The sequence below is a fragment of the Pseudenhygromyxa sp. WMMC2535 genome, assembly GCF_011083025.2.
Genome location: NZ_JABJWV010000001.1, coordinates 5632591 through 5658382, shown reverse-complemented (window position 1 = coordinate 5658382; position 25792 = coordinate 5632591). Strand labels below are relative to the sequence as shown.

The 25792-nt window shown below is 68.6% G+C and carries 15 protein-coding genes; 6 read left to right on the top strand and 9 right to left on the bottom strand.

Features of this window, described 5'->3' with window-relative positions; all coding sequences use genetic code 11:
* Positions 1–61 precede the first annotated feature (61 nt).
* Together rpmB and G6O69_RS22255 are read left to right on the top strand one after the other, a co-directional pair.
* Positions 62–298 carry a 50S ribosomal protein L28 gene (rpmB, locus tag G6O69_RS22260; RefSeq protein ID WP_172305519.1) on the top strand — a complete coding sequence of 79 codons (237 nt, stop codon included), beginning with the start codon at positions 62–64 and terminating at the stop codon, positions 296–298.
* Between the two features lie 136 nt (positions 299–434).
* Entirely contained in the window at positions 435–2393 is a 1959-nt protein-coding gene (locus G6O69_RS22255) for a permease (RefSeq protein ID WP_172305518.1), read from the top strand.
* Positions 2394–2478: 85 nt separating this feature from the next.
* Here the strand turns inward: G6O69_RS22255 and G6O69_RS22250 are convergent, their stop codons facing one another.
* The 5 genes from G6O69_RS22250 to eno form a co-directional block, all read right to left on the bottom strand.
* Positions 2479–2844 (bottom strand): hypothetical protein, encoded by a 366-nt coding sequence (locus G6O69_RS22250; protein ID WP_172305517.1) that lies wholly within the window; start codon positions 2842–2844, stop codon positions 2479–2481.
* Positions 2845–3045: 201 nt separating this feature from the next.
* Positions 3046–3915, bottom strand: a complete 870-nt coding sequence (locus G6O69_RS22245) for a WD40 repeat domain-containing protein (protein ID WP_172305516.1) — start codon at positions 3913–3915, stop codon at positions 3046–3048.
* 308 nt (positions 3916–4223) lie between these two features.
* Positions 4224–5720, bottom strand: coding sequence for a hypothetical protein (locus G6O69_RS22240; RefSeq protein ID WP_172305515.1), 1497 nt, complete (start codon positions 5718–5720; stop codon positions 4224–4226).
* Positions 5717–7444 carry an insulinase family protein gene (locus tag G6O69_RS22235; RefSeq protein WP_176397024.1) on the bottom strand — a complete coding sequence of 576 codons (1728 nt, stop codon included), beginning with the start codon at positions 7442–7444 and terminating at the stop codon, positions 5717–5719. The genes G6O69_RS22240 and G6O69_RS22235 overlap by 4 nt, the downstream gene beginning before the upstream one ends.
* Positions 7445–7450: 6 nt before the next feature.
* Complete coding sequence (gene eno, locus G6O69_RS22230) at positions 7451–8737, bottom strand: phosphopyruvate hydratase (protein ID WP_172305513.1); 1287 nt, start codon at positions 8735–8737, stop codon at positions 7451–7453.
* A gap of 160 nt (positions 8738–8897) precedes the next feature.
* Between eno and G6O69_RS22225 the strand changes: the two genes are divergently transcribed.
* From G6O69_RS22225 to G6O69_RS22210, 4 genes are read left to right on the top strand one after another with little or no spacing between them, the layout of a single operon-like run.
* Entirely contained in the window at positions 8898–10205 is a 1308-nt protein-coding gene (locus G6O69_RS22225; protein ID WP_172305512.1) for a homoserine dehydrogenase, read from the top strand.
* A 17-nt stretch (positions 10206–10222) separates the two neighbouring features.
* Positions 10223–10708, top strand: coding sequence for a thioesterase family protein (locus tag G6O69_RS22220; protein ID WP_172305511.1), 486 nt, complete (start codon positions 10223–10225; stop codon positions 10706–10708).
* Between the two features lie 60 nt (positions 10709–10768).
* Entirely contained in the window at positions 10769–11758 is a 990-nt protein-coding gene (gene glpX / locus G6O69_RS22215) for a class II fructose-bisphosphatase (RefSeq protein WP_346017151.1), read from the top strand.
* Positions 11759–11793: 35 nt separating this feature from the next.
* Positions 11794–13335 carry a bifunctional GNAT family N-acetyltransferase/carbon-nitrogen hydrolase family protein gene (locus G6O69_RS22210; protein WP_217909887.1) on the top strand — a complete coding sequence of 514 codons (1542 nt, stop codon included), beginning with the start codon at positions 11794–11796 and terminating at the stop codon, positions 13333–13335.
* Positions 13336–13461: 126 nt separating this feature from the next.
* Here G6O69_RS22210 and G6O69_RS22205 read toward each other — a convergent pair whose 3' ends face one another.
* The 4 genes from G6O69_RS22205 to G6O69_RS22190 all read right to left on the bottom strand — a co-directional run bounded on the left by G6O69_RS22205 (position 13462) and on the right by G6O69_RS22190 (position 25780).
* A complete protein-coding gene (locus G6O69_RS22205; RefSeq protein WP_172305510.1) occupies positions 13462–15813 on the bottom strand; it encodes an FG-GAP-like repeat-containing protein in 2352 nt (783 codons plus the stop codon).
* A gap of 320 nt (positions 15814–16133) precedes the next feature.
* Positions 16134–18470: an FG-GAP-like repeat-containing protein gene (locus G6O69_RS22200; protein WP_172305509.1), complete on the bottom strand. Its 2337-nt coding sequence runs from the start codon at positions 18468–18470 to the stop codon at positions 16134–16136.
* A 246-nt stretch (positions 18471–18716) separates the two neighbouring features.
* On the bottom strand, positions 18717–21947 hold the full coding sequence (locus G6O69_RS22195; protein WP_172305508.1) for an efflux RND transporter permease subunit: 3231 nt from the start codon (positions 21945–21947) through the stop codon (positions 18717–18719).
* Positions 21947–25780, bottom strand: coding sequence for an efflux RND transporter permease subunit (locus tag G6O69_RS22190; RefSeq protein WP_172305507.1), 3834 nt, complete (start codon positions 25778–25780; stop codon positions 21947–21949). Before G6O69_RS22190 ends, G6O69_RS22195 begins: the two co-directional genes overlap by 1 nt.
* Positions 25781–25792: the final 12 nt, after the last annotated feature.

The following is a 25792-nucleotide window of genomic DNA, read 5'->3' as shown; positions in this document are numbered from 1 at the left end:
GCGCGCCCTTGACAGTTCCTCCTCAGTGATCCACTGTCCGCGTCCCTCGGGAGCCCCAACCATGTCGCAAGTCTGTCAGGTAACCGGCAAGCGCCCCTTGGTGGGCATGAACGTGTCCCACTCGCACATCCGCACCAAGAAGCGGAGCCTGCCGAACTTGCACTGGAAGCGCTACTGGGTGCCCAGCGAGAAGCGTTGGGTTCGCCTGCGAGTCAGCACCAAGGGCATGCGCATCATCGACAAGCTCGGCATCGAGGCCGTCCTCGCCGACATCCGCGCCCGCGGTGAGAAGATCTGAGCACGCGCTCTCTTTCGGGCCTCCCGGCCCCCAACTTTCATTCGCATAATGCGACCGCGCCGTGATGCTCACGAGATCGGCGCGTTTGATCTGGGCGCTCGGTGGTGGTGACGCCTGAAGCTATGCTGTGGGGCAGATGTCACTGGTAGACGCCCACGGTGAGCTGATGCTGATCGCCTGCATCGCCGCCCTCGCCCTCGGGCCGGCGCTGCATTGGCTAGCGACGCGAGCCAGCCGGATCTTCTCGCTCATCGACGGCTTCGTGGTCGTCGGCGTCCTCGGCCTGGCGCTGCTCGAGATTGTCCCGGCAGGCATCGAGGGCGCGGGCTGGATGGGCGTGCTGGCGATCGTCGCCGGGCTGCTCCTACCTCGGCTGCTCGAGCCGCGCCTGGGCGGCCGCCAGACCCACACCGCGGCCGCCTGGATCGCCCTCGCCGGCCTGGCCGTGCACGCGCTCACCGACGGCATGGCCGTGGGCGGGAGCCACATGCACGGCAACTCCGGCCACGCCCTCGAGTGGGCGGTGATCCTCCACCGCGTCCCCATGGGCCTCGCCGTGTGGTGGATGCTGACTGGCCCGGAGCGCGGGGGTCAGCGCGCCGCAGGCCTCGCCCTGGCGACCATCGCCGTATCCACGATCGTCGGCTTCTTCCTCGTCGGCGTCGTCCCGGTGTTCGAGGACGAGCTGCTCTTTGGCCTGATCCAGGCCTTCGTGGGCGGGCTGCTGCTCCACGTGGTCAGCCACGGCGTGGGCAGCCCGAGCGCGCACCGAGCCGAGGCCCACCCGCTGCTCCCGGGGCTCGGCGGCCTCGCCGGCCTCGCCATGGTCCTCGCGCTCTTCGTGCTCCCCCACCTCAGCGGCGACGGCCACGGCCACGAGCACGGACACCACCAGGAGATCATCCTCGCCTTTTGGTCATTGGTGCTCGAGAGCGCCCCCGCCCTGCTCCTCGCCTATGGCCTCGCCGGGCTGATCTCCAAGACCATGGGCGAGGCGCCGGCGCGTTGGCTTCGCCAGGGCTCCTCCCCCCGCGAGGCCCTGCGCGGCGTGATCTTTGGCCTGCCCCTGCCGCTGTGCTCTTGCGGCGTGGTCCCGGTCTATCGCTCGTTGATCAAGCGCGGCGTCCCAGCGACGGCGGCCCTGGCCTTCCTGATCGCCACGCCCGAGCTCGGCCTCGACGCGCTGCTCTTGTCCCTGCCCCTGCTCGGCAGCGAGCTCACGCTGCTGCGCGTCGTCATGGCCTTCGTGCTCGCCCTCGCCATTGGCTGGGGCCTGGGCCGCTGGGCGAAGCGCCTCGACCAGGAGAGCGCGGAGCAATCGACCGATCAATCAACTGATCAAACTGATCAGTGCTCAGACCAATGCGGTAGCTGCCATAGCCACGATCACGATCACGATCACGACCACGACCAGCACGGCTGGGCGCACAAGCTGCGCGCAGGGCTCCAGGTCGGCTACGGCGAGGTCCTCGACAGCACTGGCCCGTGGATCATCTTGGGGCTGCTGATCGCCGCGATGATTCAGCCCTGGCTGGACACCGACGCCCTGACCCGCTTTGGGCCAAACATCCAGGTCCTGGTGTTCGCGCTCATCGGGATGCCCGTCTACGTGTGCGCGACCGGAGCGACGCCCCTGGTCGCCGTGCTCGTCGCCAGCGGCCTGTCACCGGGCGCAGCCCTTGCCTTCTTGCTCACGGGCCCCGCGACCAACGCGACGACCTTTGGCGTGCTCGAGCAGCTCCACGGCCGCAAGGTCGCCATGGCCTTCGTCGGGACCATGCTGGCCGCGGTCCTCGGCATGGGCTGGGCGATCAATCTCACCTTCCCCATGCTCGAGGTTGGGACCGGCGCACTACGAGGAGCGAGCGAGCACGGGCCATTCGCAACTATCTGCGCCGTGGCACTCGGCTCGCTCTTCTTGGTCTCACTCGTCCGCCAGGGACCCCGGCGCTTCTTGGGCCGGCTATGGGAGCAGGGTGGTCATAGTCATGGGCATGATCACGATCATGGCGAACATGCCCCCTGCTGTAGTAGCGCCCTACCCAGTGACTCCGCAGATCACGCGGACCACGACCACGACCATCACCACCACTGACACAATCGCTACTGAACTTTGGACCAAGTCCGACCAACAATGACAGACATTGGAGGCGGACATTGGTCAGCGACCAGCAAAATGACTAGACCAGCGAGTAGCGGGTCCCGCGGGCCTTACCGGTGAAGGTCACGGCGCCAGACTCAATATGACGGTTGAGTGACGTCCGCAGCTGGTGCGGGGAGGCGCCGAGCTTGTCGCGCAGCTGCTCGGCAGCGACGTCCTGGCCGCCAAGCTCCTTGAGCGCGTCGAGGACGGCGGCGTCGAGGTCGGCGCGGCCTTGCTCCGTACGCACATTCCAGCCCTTGCGACGGCCGGCCTTGTCGCCCTTCTTGGCCTCGACGGCCTTGGCCTTGCCCTTGGCCTTGGCCTTGCCCTTGGACTTGCTCTTGAGCTCGCCGCCGACGACCTCACCGAGGGTCACAGCACCCAGCTCGGGGTGCTCGTCCAAAATCGCGCGAAGATCGCCAACGCTCAGACCGGGACGGTCGGAAGCGAGTTGAACGAGTGCGGTGGTAGCGAGGCTAGCGAGAGCGGATTCGAAATCGGAGAGAGCGCTCATTTCCTATTGGTTTGCCTCATTGTTCCTCAATTGCCAAGGCCCCCCGGCCGGTTTTTTACAAAGAAAGATGAAAGAAGCCCCCAATCCGAGCTAGAGCTCCCAAACGCGCGCAAGCGCATCTTTGGAGCCGGCCAGCGCAAAACGACCGTCACGAGATAGGTCGAGCGCATACACGGACTTTGTGGGGATCTCATCTTGGTCCAGGACTTTGCCGGTCTGGGAGTCGAAGCTTCCAATCGCTCCCTCCCAAATGCAGACGACCTGCTCATGGCCAGGACGCAGCGCGGCCCCGCCCAGGTCCTTTTCGATGATGGGTAGTACGGCGACGTAGGACCAAGTTTTCGTCGACCAAATCGTGACTGGGCCGCGCCAGCCACGAGACACGACCCATTCACCGCTGGGATCGGTCTCGAATGCGCCAACGGTCCCGGGCCCCGCAACTTGCTCCCAAGCCAGGCTGCCGTCCTCCAGCGACCAAAACCGCAGCGTGTCCCCCCCCTCTCCAGTGACCAGGTGTTCGCCATCGCCAGAGAACGCGTGGGACATCCCACGTGGCCCAACATCGAGTCGATGGAGCAGATCGCCGCTTTCGAGCGCCCAAATGCACACCGTCTCATCGGCGCCACCGGTCGCCAGGAGTCGACCATCGGCGGAGCAACCCATGGTGTAGATAGCGCCTTCGTGGCCCGAAAATGCGTGCAGGAGCCGCCCGCGCGGCCAGCTCCAACGCTTGATCTCTCCGTCCACGCCCGCGCTGATGAGTTCACCCGCAGGGGTGAAACACAGCGCGCTCACCCCTCTCCGATGCGCATCTAGACGGCGTTCCAGCTTCCCGGTCCGCAGTGACCACGAGCAAATGGTCTTGTCTCGGGATCCGGTGACGACTCGCTTGCCGTCGGGATCGAAACGCGCGCTGAGAATGGCACTCGAGTGCCCCTGCAGGGTCTTTCGAAGCTGCATGTGCAACGCCGATAATACACTCAGATTCTCCTGAGAATGCCCCCGCATCCCGCGAGGATGGGTTGACTTCACGTTCCGTTATTTTGTTGGCCATCCTCGCAAATACGGCGCACGGGCGCATGAAGCCCAGCGGCGATTGTCCACACCCAAGTGTCATTTTCGGCCGAGAGGGGGCAAGGGGCGCACTGTAAATGGTCTGTTCAGCGCTACAAAATCGACCAAAACGCCGTTGTGAGAGCACCCCATGCATCGAAACGATGCAAAAATTGCCCAAAGCAGGTGCCTCACGCCCCGAGCGCGGCAAACGCTCACTCTACACGGAGCAGCTCGATCCGCCCCTCGAGCTTCGTCGCCATGGCCTCGTCGATGCCTGCGCCGACCCACACCCACCCGGGCTCGCCCCCGCGTGGGTCGAACCATTGCGCAAAAGCCTCACGAAGATCTTCGGGCTCGACCGCGAGCATTTCCTCGGCTTCTCGGGCCAACGCGGTGAAGATCTCCCGGTCCTCGCTGGCGAGATCGATAGATTCGCTCCATAGCGCGGTCCAGTCCTCGCCCTGGAGGCTCGCCGCGACCACGCGGGCACCCAGCCACAAGCGGGCCGCCTGCTCGACGCGATCGCGGGGGTGGAGCTCGCCACCAAATGCCTGAATGCGCTCGATGATGCGCGTCAGGCTTCGTACCGGGTCGTCTGGCGAAATGCGCACGCGCACCGCGAATACGCTAATTGGGCCGGCGTCGATCAGCCGGGCGTCGAGCTCCTCTTGCATGAGGCGCTGACAGAGCCGGATCAAAATGCGCTGCTTGGCCGTGGGGGTGGGGATCAGCCGGCCGAGCATGACCTCGCCCCGCCCTCCGCGCCCCGGCTCGCCGGCGTAGACCGACATCGCCGCGGGGCTGGACTCGGTCATCAGCCAGGTCTGCGCGGGCTTGCGCGGCACGTGGTCCTGACCACGCAGGCGCGCCGTGACTGAAGGCTCACCCGACCGCAGGGCCAGGCGCGCGTGCCAGCGCTCGCTGAGATAGGCGACAGACTGCGCGATTCCCTCATCCTCGAGGGACAGGCCAGAGTGAACGATAATTGTCGCGTCTCGAGGATCAGTGAGCAATGACCACGAGCGCTCCTCTCGCCCCTTGGATAGGTCGATCAATCCATCTTTGATGATCAGCTCATGCTCGAGGGGGCGATTCGTCAGCGTCGCAATCAGGGCCGCCGCCGCCACAGTCGCCGGCTCGACCTCGGCTCGTGCCGCCAAGACCTTGCCCTGCGCGACAGAGAGCAGCTTGGGATTACCGGCATCTGCCAGCGAGTCCGCGACCGCCGCGATCACGGCCTCCGCGTCGACGTCGCGGCCGTGGACCGCGAGCTCGACCCGACCCGGGCGACTGCGGAGAGCGAGCTTCACCCCACCAATGCGACGCAGCCGCGCGCTCAGGCGCAGCTCGAGGGCCTCGAGCGCCACGGCGACCTCCGCGGCGGTCAGCCGCTCTGCATGGATCGAGGTCGGCAGCAGCACCCGCAGGTGAAAGGCAGGGCTGTCGACCTCGCGCAGCCAATGCAGCAGCGCGCCATTGTCGAGCTGAGCGATCGCCGGCGCCTGCCAGGGCGGCGCCAGCACGTGGGCGGGATCGATGGGCTCACGGTCCTCGTTCTCGTCGAAGACGATCGGCGCGAGGGTCTCCCCCTTGCACCGACAGCCCCCCCCGAAGGTCGCGCCGATCAGACAAGCGATGGTCAGCGCGCGAGCACGCAGCTGCACGCCGGTGCGCCGGCACGCCGTGTCTGGCTGCCCCTTCGCGCTCATTGGGACTCCTGGGGCTGCGTGTTCACGGGGCTCTGTGTCTGTGCGGCTGGCTCGGGCTGCGCGGCTGGCTCGGGCTCGGGCTCGAGCCCAGGGGGCAGCTCGTGCTCGGGATCGATGACCAGCAAGGCCGCGCGGGTGTCGAGCAGGCTCGGGATGGTCTCGATGAGGGCCGCCGCCGCGGCGCCCCCCACCTCGCTCGCCTCGTCCCCCCTCGCCGCGCTCGCGTCGGCGTCAGGGTCGGCGTCGGCGGGTTCGGCCTCCGCCCCAGGGCCACCTTCGCCAGGCGCCAAAACCGGCAGCCCGAGCACGACCTCGCTGCGCCGCCGCGAGCTGCCCACGCGGAGGCTGACCTCCTCGGCCGAGGACAGATAGGTGGCGAGCTCCAGGGGCGTGCGCAGGGCGAAGGCGATGTCGGCCTCCATGCGCGCGCGCTGGGCCTCGATCAGCGCGTCGAGCTCGGGCTCGTCGCTGGGCTCGCCCGCGGCCGCGCGCTCCCCCGCGGCGCGGATTCGGCCCAGGCGCGCGGCGATCATCGGCTCGGGGCCCTGAGCGAGGTCGTAGCCGACGGCGCGCAGCGAGAGCAGCGGGCGGCGCGGGTCGTCGAAGAATGTGCAGCGCACCTTGGCCTTGACCGACTCGTCCTCGCCGCGGCGCTGACGATTGATCGTCCCACACAGCACCTGCGCCCAGGCCCGCGACTCGGGGTCGCCGGGCACCGCCCACAGCAGCGTGTCGCCGCGCTCGCGCTCGCGCCTGTGCACCCGCGGGCCGGCGCTGCCGGGCTTGGGCGCAGGCGCGCTCGCGCCGGGGATGGTCCTGCGAGGGCGCGCGGGGAGGTCGGCGAAGAGCGGCTCGACCCGCGCGAGCAGGGCCTGGGGATCGTCGGGGCCGACCACCACCAAGGTCGCGGCGCGGTAGTCGAAGAGCCGCGAGAGCTGGGCGCCCACGGCCTGGTCGAGCATATCGCCCAGGGCCTTGCCGACCGCGCGGCCGTCGTGGGCCATGCCTGGATCGGACCAGGCCGCGGCCGCGACCTCGCGGTGAACCAGCGCCCGGGGCTGCGCGTCGGCGCGCGCGTAGCTCAGCGACTTGAGCCACAGCTCGCGCCCGATGTTGGGCGCGCGCAGGCGCGAGGCCTCGACGCGGAGCATGGCGTCGAGCTGGGAGATCGGGACCACCGATTCGAAGCGCACCTGGGCCGCGCCCACGGCCATGGACGCCAGACCGCCGACGTCGTGGGCGGTGGCGATGGCCTCGCCCGGGGCGAGCTCGCGGTTGCCCTGGTGCAGGTGATAGGCCAGCGCGTGGACCAGCCCGGGCAGGTTCTCGGGGTCGTCGCGGGTCCCGACCTCGATGGCCAGCACGACCGCGGCCACCGGCAAGCTCGCGTCGCGGGCCGCGATCACGCGCACGCCGCAAGGCAAGATCGCGTCGACGAGGTCGGCGCCAGCGGCATCGCCTGCGCCCTCGTCATCCCCCAGCGCCGCGTCTCGTGCAGCCTCCTCCTCCTCCGGCTCGGCATTCTCGGCCGGCACCTCGCTCGCGGGCGCCTCGGCCGAAGGCTCCTCCGCAGAGGGCGCCACGGCCCCCTCTGCGGAGGAGGCCTCCCCACCCTCGCCCGGAGCGGGCGCGCTGTGGTCCGAAGCTTGCCCGTCCGCGGCGTCAGAGGCTGCGGCTGGGGCCAAGAAGGCGATGAGCGACGCGAACGCGAGGTGGCGGATCATGACGCCTCAGCGAGCGAAGATCCTGCGGCCGGGGAACTCGGCCTCCTCGCCCAGGAGCTCCTCGAGACGCAGCAGCTGGTTGTACTTCTCGATGCGATCGGAGCGCGAGGCGCTGCCGGTCTTGATCTGCCCGGCCTCGGTGGCCACGGCGAGGTCGGCGATGAAGGTGTCGCCGGTCTCTCCGCTGCGGTGCGAGACCACGCAGGCGTAGCCGTTGCGATGGGCCATGCGCATGGCCTCGAGAGTCTCGCTGAGCGTGCCGATCTGGTTGACCTTGACCAGCAAGGCGTTGGCCACGCCCTCGTCGATGCCCCGGCGCAGGCGCTCGGGGTTGGTCACGAACAAGTCGTCGCCGACGAGCTGCACGCGATCGCCGAGGCGCGCGGTCAGCTGCGCCCAGCCGGCCCAGTCGTCCTCGTGCAGACCGTCCTCGATCGACAGCAGCGGGTACTTGTCGGCGAGGCCGGCGTAGAGCTCGGTCATCTCGCCCGCGTCGAGCTCGCGCCCGCCCTCGCCGGCGAGCACGTAGCGCTGCTTGGCCTTGTCGTAGAACTCGCTCGCGGCCACGTCGAGGGCCAGGCCGATCTGCTCGCCGGGCTTGTAGCCGGCGCTGGCGATGGCCTCCATCAGGGTCTCGAGGGCCTCGGCGTTGCTGCCCAGGCTCGGCGCGAAGCCGCCCTCGTCGCCCACGGCGGTGACCTTGCCCCGGGACTCGAGCAGCTTCTTGAGCGCGTGGAAGATCTCGACCCCGGCCCGCAGCGCGTCGCTGAAGCAGTCGAAACCAAAGGGGACCAGCATGGTCTCCTGGAAGTCGAGGTTGTTGTCGGCGTGGGCGCCCCCGTTGATCACGTTCATCAAGGGGACGGGCAGGGTCTGGCTTCGCGCGCCGCCGAGGTAGCGGAACAGGGGCAGGCCGACGTCCTCGGCCGCCGCCCGGGCGCAGGCCAGGGACACCCCCAGCAGCGCGTTGGCGCCGAGCCGCGACTTGTTGGCGGTCCCGTCGATCTCGCGCAGGACTCGATCCACCCGGCTCTGGTCGGCGACCTCGAGGCCCTCGACGGCCGGCGCGAGGGTCTCGTTGACGTTGGTCACGGCCTGGGTCACGCCCTTGCCGCGGTAGCGCGCCGCGTCGCCGTCGCGCAGCTCGTGGGCCTCGTGCTCGCCGGTGCTCGCCCCGGAGGGGACGGCAGCGCGGCCCATGTTGCCGAATTCGGTGGTGACTTCGACCTCGACGGTGGGGTTGCCCCGGCTGTCGAGGATCTCGCGGGCGTGTACGGAGACGATCGTGCTCATGAGCACGCGCAGGGTAACGCGTTGGCCAAGGACGCGCACCCGCCGAAGCCAGGCGCCCCTCCCCCGGCTGTGCGCCAATTCACCTGGGCCGCCAGCCCCCTCGGCGGGGCCGCGACGCGAGGTTTGACGCTGGCGGGGGCCACGGCTACCGTCCGCGAGCATGCGCAGCATCCACATTGGCATGCTCGGCCTCGGCAACGTCGGACAGGGTGTGCTGCGCATCCTCGATGAGAACGGACCTGCGATCTGCGACCGTATCGGCGCGCGCCCCGTGATCAAGCAGATCCTCGTCCGTGATCTCGACAAGCAGCGCGAGCTCGACGTCGATCCTGCCCTGCTGACCACGGATCCCGCGGCGGTCCTCGAGGACCACGAGATCCGCGTGGTCGTCGAGCTCATCGGCGGCATCGATCCGGCGCGCAGCTTCGTGCGCCGCGCCCTCGAGGCCGGCAAGCACGTGGTGACCGCCAACAAGGCGCTGCTCGCCGAGCAGGGCGAGGCCCTGTTTCGCCTCGCTCGCCGCCAGGGCCTCGACATCAATTTCGAGGGCTCCGTCGCCGGCGGCATCCCGGTGCTCCGGGCCCTGCGCGAGGGCCTGGCCAGCGATCGCATCGACCAGATCGTCGGCATCGTCAACGGCACCTCCAACTACATCCTCGACGCCATGGCTCGCGGGGGCATGCCCTACGCCGAGGCCCTCACCGCCGCCCAGGACGCCGGCTTCGCCGAGGCCGATCCGACCCTCGACGTCGAGGGCGGTGACGCCGCCCACAAGCTCGCGCTGCTCGCCCTCGTCGGCGTCGGCGTGCGCGTGGATCCTGCGCTGATCCACACCGAGGGCATCACCCGCGTGCGCCCCTTCGACATCCGCTGCGCCGCCGAGCTCGGCTACGTGATCAAGTCCCTGGCGATCGCCGACTTCAGGGGCGAGCGACCGATCCTCCGCGTCCACCCCACCTTCGTCCCCCGCGACCACGTGCTCGCCGGGGTCCACGGGGCCTACAACGCCGTCGAGGTCAGCTCCCGCGCCCTCGGCCAGTCGATGTACTACGGCCGCGGCGCGGGGATGATGCCCACGGGCGTCGCCGTGGTCTCCGACATCATCGAGGTCTGCCGCGACATCGTCGGCTTCTCCGAGGGCGGGCCCCCGCCCGGTGCCTTCCGCGAGATCCGTGACGTCGAGCCCGGGCCCCTCGACCCCCTCGAGTGCGAAAATTACCTGTGCGTGCACGTCCCCAACGTGCCCGGCGTGCTCGGCGAGGTCGCCAGCAGCCTCGGGCGCCACGGGGTCAGCATCAAGCGCATGAACCAGGACACCCCGAGCCGCGGCGAGGCCATCGACATGGTGATCGTCACCGAGCGCACGAGCGACGCCAAGGTCCGCGCCGCGCTCACCGAGCTCGACGCCTTCGAGTTCACCCTCGAGCCCACGCACCGCTTTCGCATCCTCGAGCCCGAGGCCGAGTAGGGTAGAACTCCCCGGACATGGCCAGGCGCATCGTCGAGCCCACGCAGCTCCCGCTGACCCGCACCGCGCGGATCCGAGTGATCTACGCCGACACCGACCGCATGGGCGTGGTCTATCACGCCACCTACCTGCGCTTCATGGAGCAGGCCCGGGTCGAGTTCATCCGCAGCCTCGGCTTCGCCTACGCCGACATGGAGCGCCTCGGCTACGGCCTGCCCGTCGTCGATCTCGCCCTGAGCTACCTCGCCCCCGCCGTCTACGACGACCTCGTCAGCGTGTGGGTCGGCATGGCCAAGCTCTCACCTGCGCGAATCAATTTCGTGTATCGGCTGACCGTCGAGCCCGGCGACCGCCACGAGTTCGCGGGCCCCGAGCCGCTCGAGCTCGTCCGCGCGCAGACCCACCACGGGTGCATGAGCCTCGATGACGGCCGCGCGGCGCGGATCCCCGACGCGGTCTACGAGGTCCTGGAGCGGCGCTGGGACGCGCAGGGCCGCGCCTGAGCCCCGGCGTGACTTCCCCCCTGCTCAGCGCGCCGCGCATGTAGTAGTAGGGGCCTCGTGATGATGAACGAGGACGACCTCAAGCCAATGGATCGCAAGCTCCTGCTCGAGTATGTCCGCGTGACCGAGGCCGCGGCCATCGCCTGCTCGCGGCTGATCGGCTCGGGGCGCAAAGAGGACGCCGACTCGCTGGCCGTCGAGGCCATGCGCCGCGCCTTCGACAAGGTCCCCGCCCGCGGCACCGTGGTCATCGGTGAGGGCGAGCGCGACGAGGCCCCGATGCTCTACATCGGCGAGAAGGTCGGGCCCAAGGATCCCAACCTGCCCGAGGTCGACATCGCCGTCGACCCGCTCGAGGGCACCAATCTGTGCGCCCACGGCAAGCCCGGGGCCCTCGCGGTCATGGCCATCGCCCACCGCGGCCGCCTGCTCAACGCGCCCGACACCTACATGGAAAAGATCGCCGCCGGGCCCGAGGGCGTCGGCGTGGTCAGCCTCGAGAAGAGCCCGGCGCAGAACGTCCGCGACCTCGCCGAGGCCAAGAACAAGCAGCCCGACGAGATGGTCGTGGTCGTGCTCGAGCGCCCGCGCCACGACCAGCTCGTCAACGATCTGCGCGCGGCCGGGGCCAGCGTGCGGCTGATCAGCGACGGCGACGTCAACCCGAGCGTGGCCACCGGCCTGCCCGAGAGCGGCATCGACATGTTCATCGGCAAGGGCGGCGCGCCCGAGGGCGTGCTCGCGGCCGCGGCCCTGCGCTGCCTCGGCGGCGTATTCGAAGGTCGGCTGGCCTTCCGCAACGAGCTCGAGCGCACCCGCGCCATCGCCATGGGCATGCAGGAGCCCGATCGTCTGCTCCGCCACGAGGACCTCGTGCGCGGAAATTGTTTCTTCGTCGCCTCGGGCGTCACCGACGGCCCGATGCTCCCGGGCATCCACCGCCGCGGAAAGTGGACCGTGGTCAGCTCCCTGGCCCTGCGCAGCGACACCGGCACGATTCGTCGCTTCGAGACCGCGACGATGCTCGAGCACCTGCCAGTCCACGACTGATCGCAATCACCGCCGCGCAGTGCTAAGTAGCATTCGTGGCCAAGGCAAAGACCCGAGACGATCAGCGCATCATCGTTCGTCGACTGCGCAAACGCGATCTCAAGCGCGTTCAGACGCTACACGAGGAATGCTACCCCGGCATGGCCTCGTGGAACCGCAAGCAGTACGACGAGCTGATCAACGTCTTCCCCGAGGGGCAGCTGTGCCTCGAATTCGACGGCCAGCTCGTCGCGGTCTCGAGCGCCGTGCGCGTCGACGGCTCGAACTTCACGGTCCCCCACGACTACGAGGCCCTCGGCATCGGCCAGGGCCTCGACAGCTTCGACCCCGAGGGCGACACGCTCTACGGGGTCGACATCGCCGTGCGCCCGCGCAGCCGCGGCCTACGCCTGGCCCGGCGCCTCTACGACGCCCGCAAGCAGCTCGCCCGCGACCTCAACCTCCGGCGCATGCTGATCGGCGGGCGCGTGCCCAACTACCACAAGCACGCCGAGAAGCTCACGATCCACGAGTACGTCGACAAGGTCCTCCAGCGCAGGCTCCGCGACCCCACCCTCAACGCCCAGCTCGCCAACGGCTTCTCGCTGCGCCGCGTGCTGCCCAACTACCTGCCCAACGACCAGGAGAGCCGCGGCTACGCGGTGCTGCTCGAGTGGCTCAACCCCCACTATGTCCCCCCGGAGCGCGTCGAGCCGTCCACCGTGCGCGTGGCCACGGTCAACTACCAGATGCGCAGCGTGACCAGCTTCGAGGAGTTCACCACGCAGTGTGAATTCTTCATCGACACCGCCGGCGACTACCACTGCGACTGTCTGCTCTTCCCCGAGCTGCTGACCAACCAGCTGCTCGCCCTGGTCCCGCCCGCGCGCCCCTCGGAGCAGGCCCGCGCCCTCGACCGCTTCACCGAGCCCTACGTCGACTACTTCCACCGCGCGGCCATCAAATACAACATCAACATCATCGCGGGCTCGCACCTGATCGTCGAGAACGGCCGGCTCTATAACGTCGCGTTCTTGTTCCATCGCGACGGGCGCATCGATCGCCAGTACAAGCTGCACATCACGCCCTCGGAGCGGCGCTGGTGGGGCGTCGAGCACGGCGACGAGATTCGCGTGTTCGACACGGACATCGGCAAGATCGCGATCTTGATCTGCTACGACAGCGAGTTCCCCGAGATCGCCCGGGCGGCCACGGCCAAGGGCGCGCAGATCTTCTTCATCCCCTACAACACGGACATCCGCGCGGCGCATATCCGCGTGCGGACCTGCGCCGCCGCGCGCTGCATCGAGAACCACGTCTACGCCGTGCTCTCCGGGCCGATCGGCAACCTCCCCCAGGTCCAGGGCGCCGACATCCACTACGCCCAGGCCGCGATCCTCACCCCCTCCGACGTGCACTTCCCCCGCGACGGCATCGCCGCCCAGGCCAACGAGAACGTCGAGGCGCTGATCATCCACGACCTCGACATGGCCGTGCTCCGCCGGACCCGGCGGCTCGGGAGCGTGCGGCCGTGGATCGACCGGCGCAAGGACCTCTACTCGGTCCACTTCCCCGGCGACGAGCCCTTCGAGGTCTGAGGTCGCGCTCGCGCTCGCGCGCAGCTTCGAGACCCAGACGAAGAAGAGGGCGACCGCGCTGCTGCGGTCGCCCTCTGCTTCGTTTTGGACGCTCGGGCGCCCGCAGCCGATCAGCCGATCAGCCGATCAGCCGATGTTGGGGCACAGCTCGACCGGGCCGAAGCTGTTGTTGTCCTCCACGCACTCGTTGAAGGCGCCCCCATCCCCGTCGTCGTCGACCGTCACCGACACGTCGTAGGGCGCCGTCCCGGGCGCGTCCATCGTCAGCTCGACCGAGATGCAGCCGCCCGCAGGGATCGCCGCCTCGGTGGCCACCGTCCCCAGCGCGCCGAACTCCGCCTCGCTGAAGCTCACGTCCACCCCCGGGCCCACGCCCAGGCAGCCCTGGTTGCACACCCGCACCGAGAAGGTCACCTCCGACAGGCACATGCCGACCGTCGTCAGGTCCTGGGCGACGAGGTCCGGCGCGCAGTTCTCCACGCCGCCTTGGGTGTTGCGGCGGTAGGAGTTGTAGGGGTCGCCCGCCGGGAACTCCCAGTTGTTGTCCTCGACCACGGGGATCGAGCCCTTCGCGTCGACGTTGGTGATGTGATAGGTGTGCTGATTCCAGATCGGCAGCGTCGCAACCCAGTTGTCGAGGCGGTCCTCGAACACCTCGATGCCCGAGTCACCGATCGCCCCCGCGCTGAAGTTGTTGTTGGTCGTGACCACGATCTCCGCCTTGAAGTCGCCGTCCACGTCCGCGATCACCGGGTACTCCACCCGCGTCCCCGAGCTCGTGATGTCGATGAACAGGATCTCGTCGTCCGTCATGTCCTGATCACAAGCCGCCCCGGGCGGATCCAGCTGACAGTCAGGCTCCACCCCAGGGTAGATCCGCAGGTACCACTCGTCCCCATAGATCACCTCGTTGCGCCCGTCCCCGTCGAAGTCGAACACCGACGAGCCCGTGCGGTTCGAGGACACGTCCTTGGTCTCCGCGTCCCACAGCTTCGTCAAGGTCTCGACCCCGTCGAAGCTGACCACCACGTAGCGCGCCCCGCCGGCCAGGCCGATGTCCGGGAAGCCGTCCCCGTCGAAGTCCGCGATGTTCGGCGGGCCGCCCATGCCCCCGCCGGGGATCTCGAACTGCGCCAGCAAGGTCCCCGTGGGTCCGTCGAGCACGTCGATCGAGCCCTGACGGACCAGCACCAGCTCCGGCACGCCGTCGAGTTGGAAGTCCGCCACGCCGCAGTAGCCGTCGCCACCCGATTGCCACAGCACCTCGCCCGCGAAGTCCGTGCCCACCGTGCCCGTGAAGGTGTAGACCGTCCCGCCGCCGATCAGCTCGGGACGGAGGTCACCGTCGAGATCCGCGACGCAGGAGAGCACCGCGTAGCTGCCGTTGGTCCCGAAGCCGCCGTCACCGACCCACAGCTCGTTGCCATCGCTGTCATAGATCGCCCGGCCGTAGGCGATCTCGGCGTTGCCCTGGAGGTCGAAGTTGGCGATCGCCGGCGCGCCCGAGGTCTGGTTGCCCGCGTAGGCCGCGGCCGTGGTCCACACCGGGTTGCCCTCGTGGTCGATCAGGTAGAGGTGGCTGTCGCCGCCGACGTTGATGATCTCGAGGTCGCCGTCGTAGTCGAGGTCACCGATCGCCGGGATCGCCGAGCCGTCGCTGCGCCACGCCTCGTCGCCCAGGGTCCACAGCTTCTCGCCCGTGTCGCCGTGCAGCACGCGGAGGATGCCGTTGGTCTGCCAATCGGCGGGTCGGTAGCTGTTGAAGATGACCTCGGGCACGCAGTCGCCGTCGAGGTCCGCGACGATCGGCGTGGCCATGGCCTGGACGTGGGTCGGCCAGTCGTCCTCAGCGATCTCGTGGTGCGTCCAGGTCACCTCGCAGCTGCCCTCGGTGCAGACCTCTTCTTTTTGGCAGTCCGTATCCGCGTCGCACGAGCGCGGCTGACGGGCGCCCCAGGTCCAGCGCGGGACCGGGTCGAAGACCCCCGTCTCGGGCATGAAGGTGCAGGCCTCGTTGGCCAGGTTGGGCACGCACAAGCCGAGCTCGCCGTCGCAGATCTCGCCCTCGTCGCAGTCGGACTCGGTCTGGGTCGCGCACGACAGCTCACTGCACGCGCCGCCCGGGGTCACGCACTGGCCGACGTAGCAGATCTCGCCGTCGCCGCAGCAGGCCGGGTCATCGACGCCGCAGGGGTCATCGTCGCCACAGTCGAGCACGCACGCGAGGTTGTCCTCGTCGCAGACCTCGTCGTCACCGCAGCACTCGTCACCGCAGGGATTTTCACAGCCGCCCGTGTCGGTGTCGAAGGTGGTGGTCGTCGCCGTCGTGCTCGCCTCCTCCCCCGTGCTGTCACCGCTCGTCGTCTCGGTCGCGATCCCCTCTTCCTCGACACCGATCTCATCGTCGCTCGCGCCGCTGTCACCACAGGCGAAGAGCAGGGTTGGGGCCAAGGTAAAGGCAAGCAGTGGGCGTCGCATGCGGCTGTTTTACTGGAAGTGCGCACGAGATCGCCACGCGCTCTCAGACCGAGCTCACCGAGACCCCGTGGGGAAATCGGGTTTTAGGGCTGGAGCGGCCATCTCCGCGCCTAGAGCCCAAAGCTCGCGCTGCGACGATCCCACGTAGGCACGAAGCGGCGCGCTCCGATCCGCCCCGTCCCCCGCGCAGGACGGGGGGCGCCAAACCCAGCGAGAGCCGTCCTGCATCGAGGGACAAAAACGCGCTTCGAATGAAGGAAGCCGCGGGCACCCGAGGCACCCGCGGCTTGTCACACCGACGCTCGCCCGCGCGGGCGAACTCAGCCGATGTTGGGGCACAGCTCGACCGGGCCGAAGCTGTTGTTGTCCTCCACGCACTCGTTGAAGGCGCCCCCATCCCCGTCGTCGTCGACCGTCACCGACACGTCGTAGGGCGCCGTCCCGGGCGCGTCCATCGTCAGCTCGACCGAGATGCAGCCGCCCGCAGGGATCGCCGCCTCGGTGGTCACCGTCCCCAGCGCGCCGAACTCCGCCTCGCTGAAGCTCACGTCCACCCCCGGGCCCACGCCCAGGCAGCCCTGGTTGCACACCCGCACCGAGAAGGTCACCTCCGACTGGCACGCCCCCACCGTCGTCAGATCCTGGGCGACCAAGTCGGGCGCGCAGTTCTCCACCCCGCCTTGGGTGTTGCGGCGATAGGAGTTGTAGGGGCTGCCCGCGGGGTACTCCCAGTTGTTGTCCTCGACGATCGGGATCGAGCCCTTCGCGTCGACATTGGTGATGTGATAGGTGTGCTGATTCCAGATCGGCAACGTCCCGACCCAGTTGTCGAGGCGGTCCTCGAACACCTCGACGCCCGAGTCGCCGATGCTGCCCTCGCTGAAGTTGTTGTTGGTCGAGACCACGATCTCCGCCTTGAAGTCGCCGTCCACGTCCGCGATCACCGGGTACTCCACCCGCGTCCCCGAGCTCGTGATGTCGATGAACAGGATCTCGTCGTCCGTCATGTCCTGATCACAAGCCGCCCCGGGCGGATCCAGCTGACAGTCAGGCTCCACCCCGGGGTAGATCCGCAGGTACCACTCGTCCCCGTAGATCACCTCGTTGCGCCCGTCCCCGTCGAAGTCGAACACCGACGAGCCCGTGCGGTTCGAGGACACGTCCTTGGTCTCCGCGTCCCACAGCTTCGTCAGCGTATCGACCCCGTCGAAACTGACCACCACGTAGCGCGCCCCGCCGGCCAGGCCGATGTCCGGGAAGCCGTCCCCGTCGAAGTCCGCGATGTTCGGCGGGCCGCCCATGCCCCCGCCGGGGATCTCGAACTGCGCCAGCAAGGTCCCCGTGGGTCCGTCGAGCACGTCGATCGAGCCCTGACGGACCAGCACCAGCTCCGGCACGCCGTCGAGCTGGAAGTCCGCCACGCCGCAGTAGCCGTCGCCGCCAGACTCCCACAACACCTCGCCCGCGAAGTCCGTGCCGACCGTGCCCGTGAAGGTGTAGACCGTCCCGCCGCCGATCAGCTCCGGCCGCGAGTCCCCGTCGAGATCGGCCACGCAAGACAGCACCGCGTAGCTGGCGTTGGACCCGAAGCCGCCCTCGCCGGCCCACAGCTCGTTGCCATCGCTGTCATAGATCGCCCGGCCGTAGGCGATCTCGGCGTCGCCCTGGAGGTCGAAGTTGGCGATCGCCGGCGCGCCCGAGGTCTGGTTGCCCGCGTAGACATCGACCGTGGTCCACACCGGGTTGCCCTCGTGGTCGATCAGGTGCAGGTGGCTGTCGTCGCCGACGTTGACGATCTCGAGGTCGCCGTCGTAGTCGATGTCGCCGATCGCCGGGATCCCCGTGCCGTCGCTGCGCCACGCCTCGTCGCCCAAGGTCCACAGCTTCTCGCCCGTGTCGCCGTGCAGCACGCGAAGGATGCCGTCGTTTTGCCAGTCGCTGGGGTCGTAGCTGTTGAAGATGACCTCGGGCACACAGTCGCCGTCGAGGTCCGCGACCATCGGGGCGGCCATGACCTGGACGTGCGTCGGCCAGTCGTCGTCGGCGATCTCGTGGTGCGTCCAGGTCACCGCGCAGCTGCCCTCGGTGCACACCTCTTCTTTTTGGCAGTCCGCGTCCGCGTCGCACGAGCGCGGCTGACGGGCGCCCCAGGTCCAGCGCGGGATCGGGTCGAAGACCCCCTCCTCGGGCGTGAAGGTGCAGGCCTCGTTGACGAGGTTGGGCACGCACAGCCCGAGCTCGCCGTCGCAGATCTCATCCTCTTCGCAGTCGGACTCGGTCTGGGTCGCGCACGACAGCTCACTGCATGCGCCGCCCGGGGTCACGCACTGGCCGACGTAGCAGATCTCGCCGCCACCGCAGCAGACCGGGTCATCGACGCCGCAGGGATCATCGTCGCCGCAGTCGAGCACGCACACGAGGTTGTCCTCGTCGCAGACCTCGTCGCCGCCGCAGCACTCGTCGCCGCAGGGGTTGTCGCAGCCACCGGTGCCCGTATCGAGGCCGGTGTCGAGGGTGCTCGAGCTCGAGTCCTCACCGGTCGCCTCGGTGCCGATCCCATCCTCGCTCGTCCCGACATCGTCGTCGCTGGCCCCGCTGTCACCACAGGCAAAGAGCAAGGTCGGGGCAAGCGCGAGGACAAATACTGAGCGTCGCATGACGCTGTTGTACTGGATGTTGCGACGCCGAAGATCGACAACTCGCGCGGAAAACTGGACGCTCGGGCTGCGTACGTCATCGCTGTGATCGCGGACCCAACATGATCGCCAAACATTGGCTGCGCTGATCCGATGACCACGCGTCGCGCATGAATCGAGCGAGTCAGACCGACGCTCGACACAGCCCCCTCGTCTGGTGACGCGCTCGCCCTCCGCTCGGGCGTGGCTCGATCCGAGCGAGGCCGATCAGCTGGGCTCGTCCATCGACGGCCCAGCCTCCGCCGCGTCTTCGGCCGCGCCCGCGTCCGCCCCCGCCCGCGAGCCCCAGAAGATCTTGAACATGCGCACGGCCCAGCTCTGGAAGAGCTCGCGCAGATCATCGAAGGCCGTGTAGCTGACCGGGACCACGATCAACGTCAAGATCGTCGAGGTCGTCATCCCACCGACCAGGGTCTTGCCGAAGGGGCCGTAGGGGATGCCCTCGGCCGGCGCGTCCGCGAAAGCCAGGGGCAGCATGCCGCCCACGGTGGTCAGCGCGGTCATGAAGATCGGGCGAAAGCGCTGGATCCCCGCCTGGACGATCGCCTCGGAGCGCGCCATGCCCTGGGCGCGGGCGCCGTTGATGAAGTCGACGAGCACGATCGCGTTGTTGACCACGACCCCGAGCAGCAAGAGCAGCCCGATGCCCGCGAGCATGTCGAGGTCGCTGTCGGTCAGATACAAAAACCACCACACGCCGACCACGCTAAGCGGGATCGAGGGCAGGACCGAGAGCGGGAGCACGAAGCTCTCGAACAAGAAGCCCATCAACAAGAAGATGAACAGGCAGGCCATGATCACGGCCAGGAACAGGTCGCGGTTCGAGTCGTCGAGGTCGCGGTTCTCCTGCTCGCCGTCGAAGGACACGCCGTCGGGGAGGTCGTAGTCGGCCAGGAAGGCCTGGATGCGCGCGATGGTCTCCTGGCGGGTCTCGGGGTCGAGCTCGAGCTCGATCAGCGCCGCGACCCGCTTGTTGTTGCGGACCAGCACGGTGTCGCCCTTGCGGATCTCCTTGGTCGTGACCGTGCGGATCGGGACCGCCGTCCCGGCGTTGGTCGGGACCTTGAACTCGAGCAGGTCCTCGAGCGCCTCGCGGTCCTCTTTTTTATAGAGGATGGTGACGTCGATCTCGCGGTCCTCGCCGTGAAAGCGCGGCAGCGGGCTGCCGCGCAAGGCGTAGGCCACGGTGTTGCCGACCAGGCCCGCCGACACCCCGAGGCGCTCGGCCATGACCGGGTCGAGAGACAGGGCCAGCTCCTCGCGCTGGCTGTCGTCGCTGGCCTCGCCGAGCAGCGAGACCACCCCGTCGAGCTTCTCGAGCTGGAGCTCGAGGGTCTCCTTGACCTTCTGGACCGTGCGGTGGTCGTCGCCATAGACGAACACCGGGAAGGAGCTCGACTCGGCGCCGTCGGAGTCGGCGAAGCGCGAGTGCTTCTCCCAGCCCGGGGGCGTGGGCAGCTGGTCGAAGATCGCCTTGCCGGTGTCGCGAAAGGGCGGGTCGTCCTTCTTGGGCGGGTCGAAGAAGATCTGGATCGTCGCGAAGCCCGGCTCGACCTGCACGAACTCGCCGTTGGCCTTCCATTCGCTGCGGTGCTCGGCGAACCAACCCTCGAGCTCGCGGAAGAACACGTCCGCCTCCTCCAAGGTCACGTCCTGGGGCATCGTGTAGGTGATCCGCACCTGACGCCCGCCGAGGTTTTGGTTGAGCGAGCGGCTCACCCCGGTCTTGGGGTTCATGGGCACCACCAGGCTGCCCATGGCCAGCAAGCTGATCAGCACCACGTCCACGCGCCGGCGCAGGCTCAGGCGCAGCAGCCGGCCGTAGAGCTCGGTCAGCCTGCCGAAGCTCGCGTTGTAGATGCGCTCGAGCACGGCCTTCCAGCCGCGATCGATGCGCATCAAGAGCGCGCCCAGGCTGCCCGGCTCGGCCTCCGCGAACACGTCGCGATCGAGCAGGAAGGCCGCCGCCATCGGGATCAGGATCAGCGCGACGAACAGGCTCGCGAGCAGCGAGACGCACACCGGCGTGACCATGCGGATCATGAAGAACTGCATGGTCCCCGAGCTCATCAGCGCCGCAGGCAAGAACACGACCATGGTCGTGGCCGTGGCCAGGGTGATCGGCAGCGCGACCTCGCTGGCCCCGTGCAGCGCGGCGGCGAAGCGCGAGATCCCCCGCCCGCGATAGCGCGCGATGTTCTCGGCCACGACCACCGAGTTGTCGACCACCAGCCCGATGCAGATCATCAGCCCGATCAGCGAGACCAAGTTGATGCTCTGGCCCATGAAGTACATGACCGGCAGGGCCATGAACATCGACAGCGGGATCGACAGGGCGATGACCACCGTCAGCCGCGCCCGGCGCAGGAAGAAGAGCAGCACGAAGACCGCGAGCACGCCGCCCTGGAGCCCCGAGTCGATGACCTGCTCGAGGCTAGAGACGATCGTGTCGCCCTGGATGAACATCTCCTCGACGCTGAAGCTGGCCAGCGCCGGGTCCTTCATCGCCGCTTCGATCTCGACCTTGATCCGCTCGCAGACCTCGACCGTGTTGGCCTCGGACTCCTTGATGATGAACACGGCCATGGACTCCTGGCCGTTGTAGCGGTCGTAGCGCTCCTCTTCGGGGTAGTCGTAGACGATGTCGGCGACGTCATCGAGGCGCAGGTCGTTGTCCCCGACGATGACCTGCTCGAGGTCCTCGACGCTCTGATACTGGGCCAGGGAGCGCAGCAGGTACTTGCCCTCGCGCTCGACCAAGGTCCCGCTCGCCAGGTTGAAGTGCGACTCGGTCAGCCGCTGGGCGATCTCGAAGATGTTGAGATTGGCGGCCTCGGCGAGCTCGCGGTCGATCTCGATGCGAATCTCGCGGTCTTCGCCCCCCCAGCTGCGGACCAGGCCGACGCCCTCGATGCGCTCGAGCCGGCGGATCAACTGGCGATCGATGATGTCGTGGGCGTTCTCCGTGCCCTTGGCCCAGTTGACGCCGTAAAAGGCGATCGGCAGGTTGTCCGCCGACTGCTTTTGGATGTTGACCTGCTGGACGTCGTCGGGGAGGTCGGCGCGGACCCGGGCGACGCGATCGCGGACCTCGCGATAGACCACGTCCATGTCGGCGTCCTGCTCGAACACCATGTTGACCCGCCCGCGGCTCGAGCTCGAGGTCGCGCTGATCTCGTCGATCCGCGGGGTGGTTGCGAGCTCGGCCTCGAGCGGCCGGGTGATCTTGTCCTCGACGTCCTCGGCGGTCGCGTTGCTGTAGGGCACCTCGACCGACATGAAGGGCGCCGAGGCCCCGCTGGGGATCAGCTCGAGCGGGATGTTGACGAAGGCGATCACCCCGAGGACCAGCACGCTGGCGAAGATCATCAGCATGGTGATCGGCCGGCGCAGGGCCAGGCCGACCACGGCGTTCTCGCGCTGGCGCGACTCGGACATCAGCGCGGCTCCCCCCTGCCCTCCTCGGCGTCTGTATCCCTCCCTGCGCCCGAGCCCGAAGGCGACGCCTCGTCCTCTTCGGCCTGCTCGGCCTGCTCGGCCTGCTCGGCCTGCTCGGCATGGGCCTCTTGCTGCGCCGCGATCTCGACGAACTCCGGGACCAGCTTGGACTCGTCGAGCTCGGCGAGTTCGCGTGCGAGCTGCTCGGCCGGGGCCAGCTTGACCGCGGAGCCGCTGAGCCGATCGACGAGCTGGTAGAGCGTGGGGATCACGATCAGCGTGAGCATCGTCGAGAAGCTCAGGCCGGCGATCACCGTGACCGCCATCGGCTGGCGGATCTCGGCGCCGTCGCCCAGGCCCATGGCCATGGGCAGCAGCCCGAGCACCGTGGTCAGCGTGGTCATCAAGATCGGGCGCAGGCGCACGGTCCCGGCCATCTCGATGGCCGCGGCCGTCGAGTAGCCGCGGGTCTTGAGCTGGTTGATGTAGTCGACCAGGACGATCGCGTTGTTGACCACGATGCCCGCGAGCATGATCGCGCCCAAGAAGGCGATCACCGACACCGGCATGTCGATCGCGATCAGGACCAGGACCACGCCCACGAAGGCCAGCGGGATCGAGACCAGGATGATCAGCGGGTAGACCAGGTTCTCGAACTGCGAGGCCATGATCACGTAGACCAGGAACACCGACAGCCCGAGCGCCAGGTAGAGCGAGCGGCTCGAGGTCTCCCACTCCTCGCTCTGACCGGTGACCGCGGTGCTGACCCCGGCGGGGAGGTCGAGATCGGCGATCGCCTGGTCGATGCTGCTCGACACGCTGCCCAGGCCCGCGCCCTCGACGTTGGCGGTGACCAGGCCGACGCGCTGCTGACCGATGCGGCGGATCTCGTTGGGCCCACGCCCGACGCGGATGTCGGCGACCGCCGAGAGCGGGATCGCGGGGGTCTGGAGCCCGAGCTCGGCCACGTCGAGGGCGTTGATCGCCGCGGCCCCCGGCGGGTTGACGGCGAGCTCGCGCAGCTCGTCGACGCTGGCCTGATCCATGCCCTCGACGCGCACGCGGATCGGGATCTTGCGGTCGCGGCGGTTGAACTTGCTGGCCTCCTGGCCCTGGACCTTGTCGCGCACGAGCTCGGCGACGTTGCGGATGTCGAGGCCGAGGCGAGCGAGGGCGTCGCGGTCGTAGACGATCTGGACCTCGGGGTTGCCCGGCTGGATCGAGGCCTTGACGTCGCGCAGGCCCTCGATCTGGGCCAGGCGGTCGCGCACGGCGTCCGTGGCCGCGGCCAGCTCCTCGAGGTCGTGGCCGCGGATCTCGACCTCGACGGGGTTCTTGAACGAGAACAGCACCGGGCGGGTGATGTTGATCTCGAGGTCGGGGACGTCGTGGATCAGCTCGCGGACCACGGCGAGGGCCTCGGCCTCGGCCTCGGCCGGCGAGGTCGCGGCTCGCGTGGCCGCGGCCGCTCCGGGCCCCTCGGCGCGAGACGGCGCCTCGGCCTCGGATTCGGCTGTGGGCTCGGACTCGGCTTCGGCTTCGGCTTCGGCTTCGGGACCCCCAGGGCCCCCCTCGTCCTTGGCGAAGCCGCGCTCGCGCTGGCTCTGCGCGGCCTGCTGTCCGCCGCCGGCGAGCAGCGAGATCGCCAGCTCGGCCGTGTGCTCGCCGCGCTCTCCCGACTCGTCGTTGTCGCTCTCGCTGCCGATGGTCGCGACCATCGCGCGCAGGTGCGGGACCTCCTCGCGCAGCATGGCCTCGATCGGCTCGACCATCGCGTCGGTCTCGTCGATCGGCGTGCCGACCGGGAAGATCAGCTCGACGGTGAATTCGGCCTGGTGGACCTCGGGGATCAGCTCGGTGTCGAGGCGCTTGGCCGCGATGATCATCACCGCGAACGCGCTGACGGCGAGCAGGACCACGGCGATGGCGTTGCGCAGCGACCAGCGGATGATCGCGCCGTAGAGCCGGCTGAGCGCCGCGAGCAGCTTGTCGAAGGCCCACAAGATCGGCGTGACGATCCAGCCACCGACCTTGCGCAGGACGCTGAACCCGGCGAGCAGCACCGCCCCCAGCAGCCCCGCGAGCGTGGCCAGCAGCTTGCCGACGATCTCGAGCAGCAGGTGGAGCACGAAGCGCAGCAGGTAGTAGGGCAGCAAGAGCAGCGTCCACCAGCGAAACGCGGCGAAGGTCTCCCTGAACTCGTGCACCGAGCTCCACCTGGTCAGCCGCCTGCGCAGGCGGATCTTCATGGGCTCGCCCTCGCCCTCGGGCAGCTGGCGCGAGGCCAGCATCGGGATCAAAAACAGCGCCACGGCCAGCGAGGCCAGCAGCGAGAACACCACCGTCAGCCCGAGGTCGCCGAACATCTGCCCGGCCACGCCCTCGACGAAGACCATGGGGAAGAACACGGCGATCGAGGTCAGCGTCGACGCGATCACCGCGCCGCCGACCTCGGAGACCCCGCGCAGCGTGGCCTGGACCAGCGAGTCGCCCTCTTCGCTGCACCGGTGGATCGACTCGAGCACGACGATCGAGTTGTCGACCAGCATGCCCACGCCCAGGGCCATGCCGCCCAGCGACATGATGTTCAAGCTGACGTCGGCGAGCTTGAGCGGGGCGAAGGTGACGAGGATCGACACCGGGATCGACAGCGCGACGATCAGCGTCGCCCGGCCCTGGCGCAGGAACAAGAACAAGATCAGGACGGCGAAGAGGCCGCCGAGCACCGCCGTGTCGCGGACCTCGCGGATGCTCGACTCGATGAACAGCGAGCGATCGGAGACGACCTCGAGCTCGACCCCGTACTCGTCGGCGAGCTTGGCCCCGATCTGCGAGGAGATCCGCCCGCGCACGCCCTCGGCCATGTCGACGATGTTGGCGTCGGCCTCCTTGTAGACCTCGATCATCACGGCCTCGCGGCCGTCGATGCGCGTGATCACCTCGCGGTCCTTGTAGCCGTAGTCGACGGTCGCGATGTGCCGCAAGAGCACGTCGCGGCCGCCGCGGCTGGCGACCACGAGCTCGCGGATGTCCTCGAGCTCGTCGAATTCGTTGACCGTGCGGATCAGGTAGCGGGTCCGACCCTCGCGCATGCTCCCGCCGGCGAGGTTGATGTTCTCGGACTCGAGCCGCGAGATGACGTCGTCGCTCGAGATCCCCGTGCGCCGCAGGGCGTCCTCGTCGAGCTCGACGTGGATCTCCTCTTCGAGGCCGCCGCGGACCTTGACCGAGGCCACGCCGTCGACGGGCTCGAGCAGCCGGCGGACCTCGCGATCGGCGACCCGGCGCAGCGACTTGAGGCCCGCGACCCCATCGTAGGCCTCGCCCTCACCCGAGAGGCTGAGCACCAGCACCGGGTCGAGGGTCGGGTCGTAGCGCAAGATCAGCGGCGCGGTGATCTCCTCGGGCAGGCTCGGCTTGATCAGGTCGAGCTTCTCGAGCACGTCCTGGTTGGCGTCGGCCATCTCCGTGTCCCAGGTGAACTCGAGGATCACGTCGGCGTAGCCCGCCCGCGACACGCTCGAGATCCGGGTCACGCCCGTGACCACGCCGAGGACCTCCTCGAGCGGGCGGGCGACGTCGTTCTCGACCTCGGCCGGGGCCGCGCCCTCGTACTCCGTGCGCACCGTCAGCTTGGGGTAGCTGATGTCGGGCATCAGGTTGACGGGCAGCATCGTGGCCGAGAAAGCCCCGAACACGATCACCGCGAAGAAGACCATGAGCACGGCGACCGGCCGCGTGACGGTGAAGCCGTAGCGCTCCATGGCGCGCAGGCGCTCCTGCATGGTCGACAGGTTCTCGACCAGCTCGTTCGTCTTCTTCGCCTGTGTCATGAGCGCTCGACC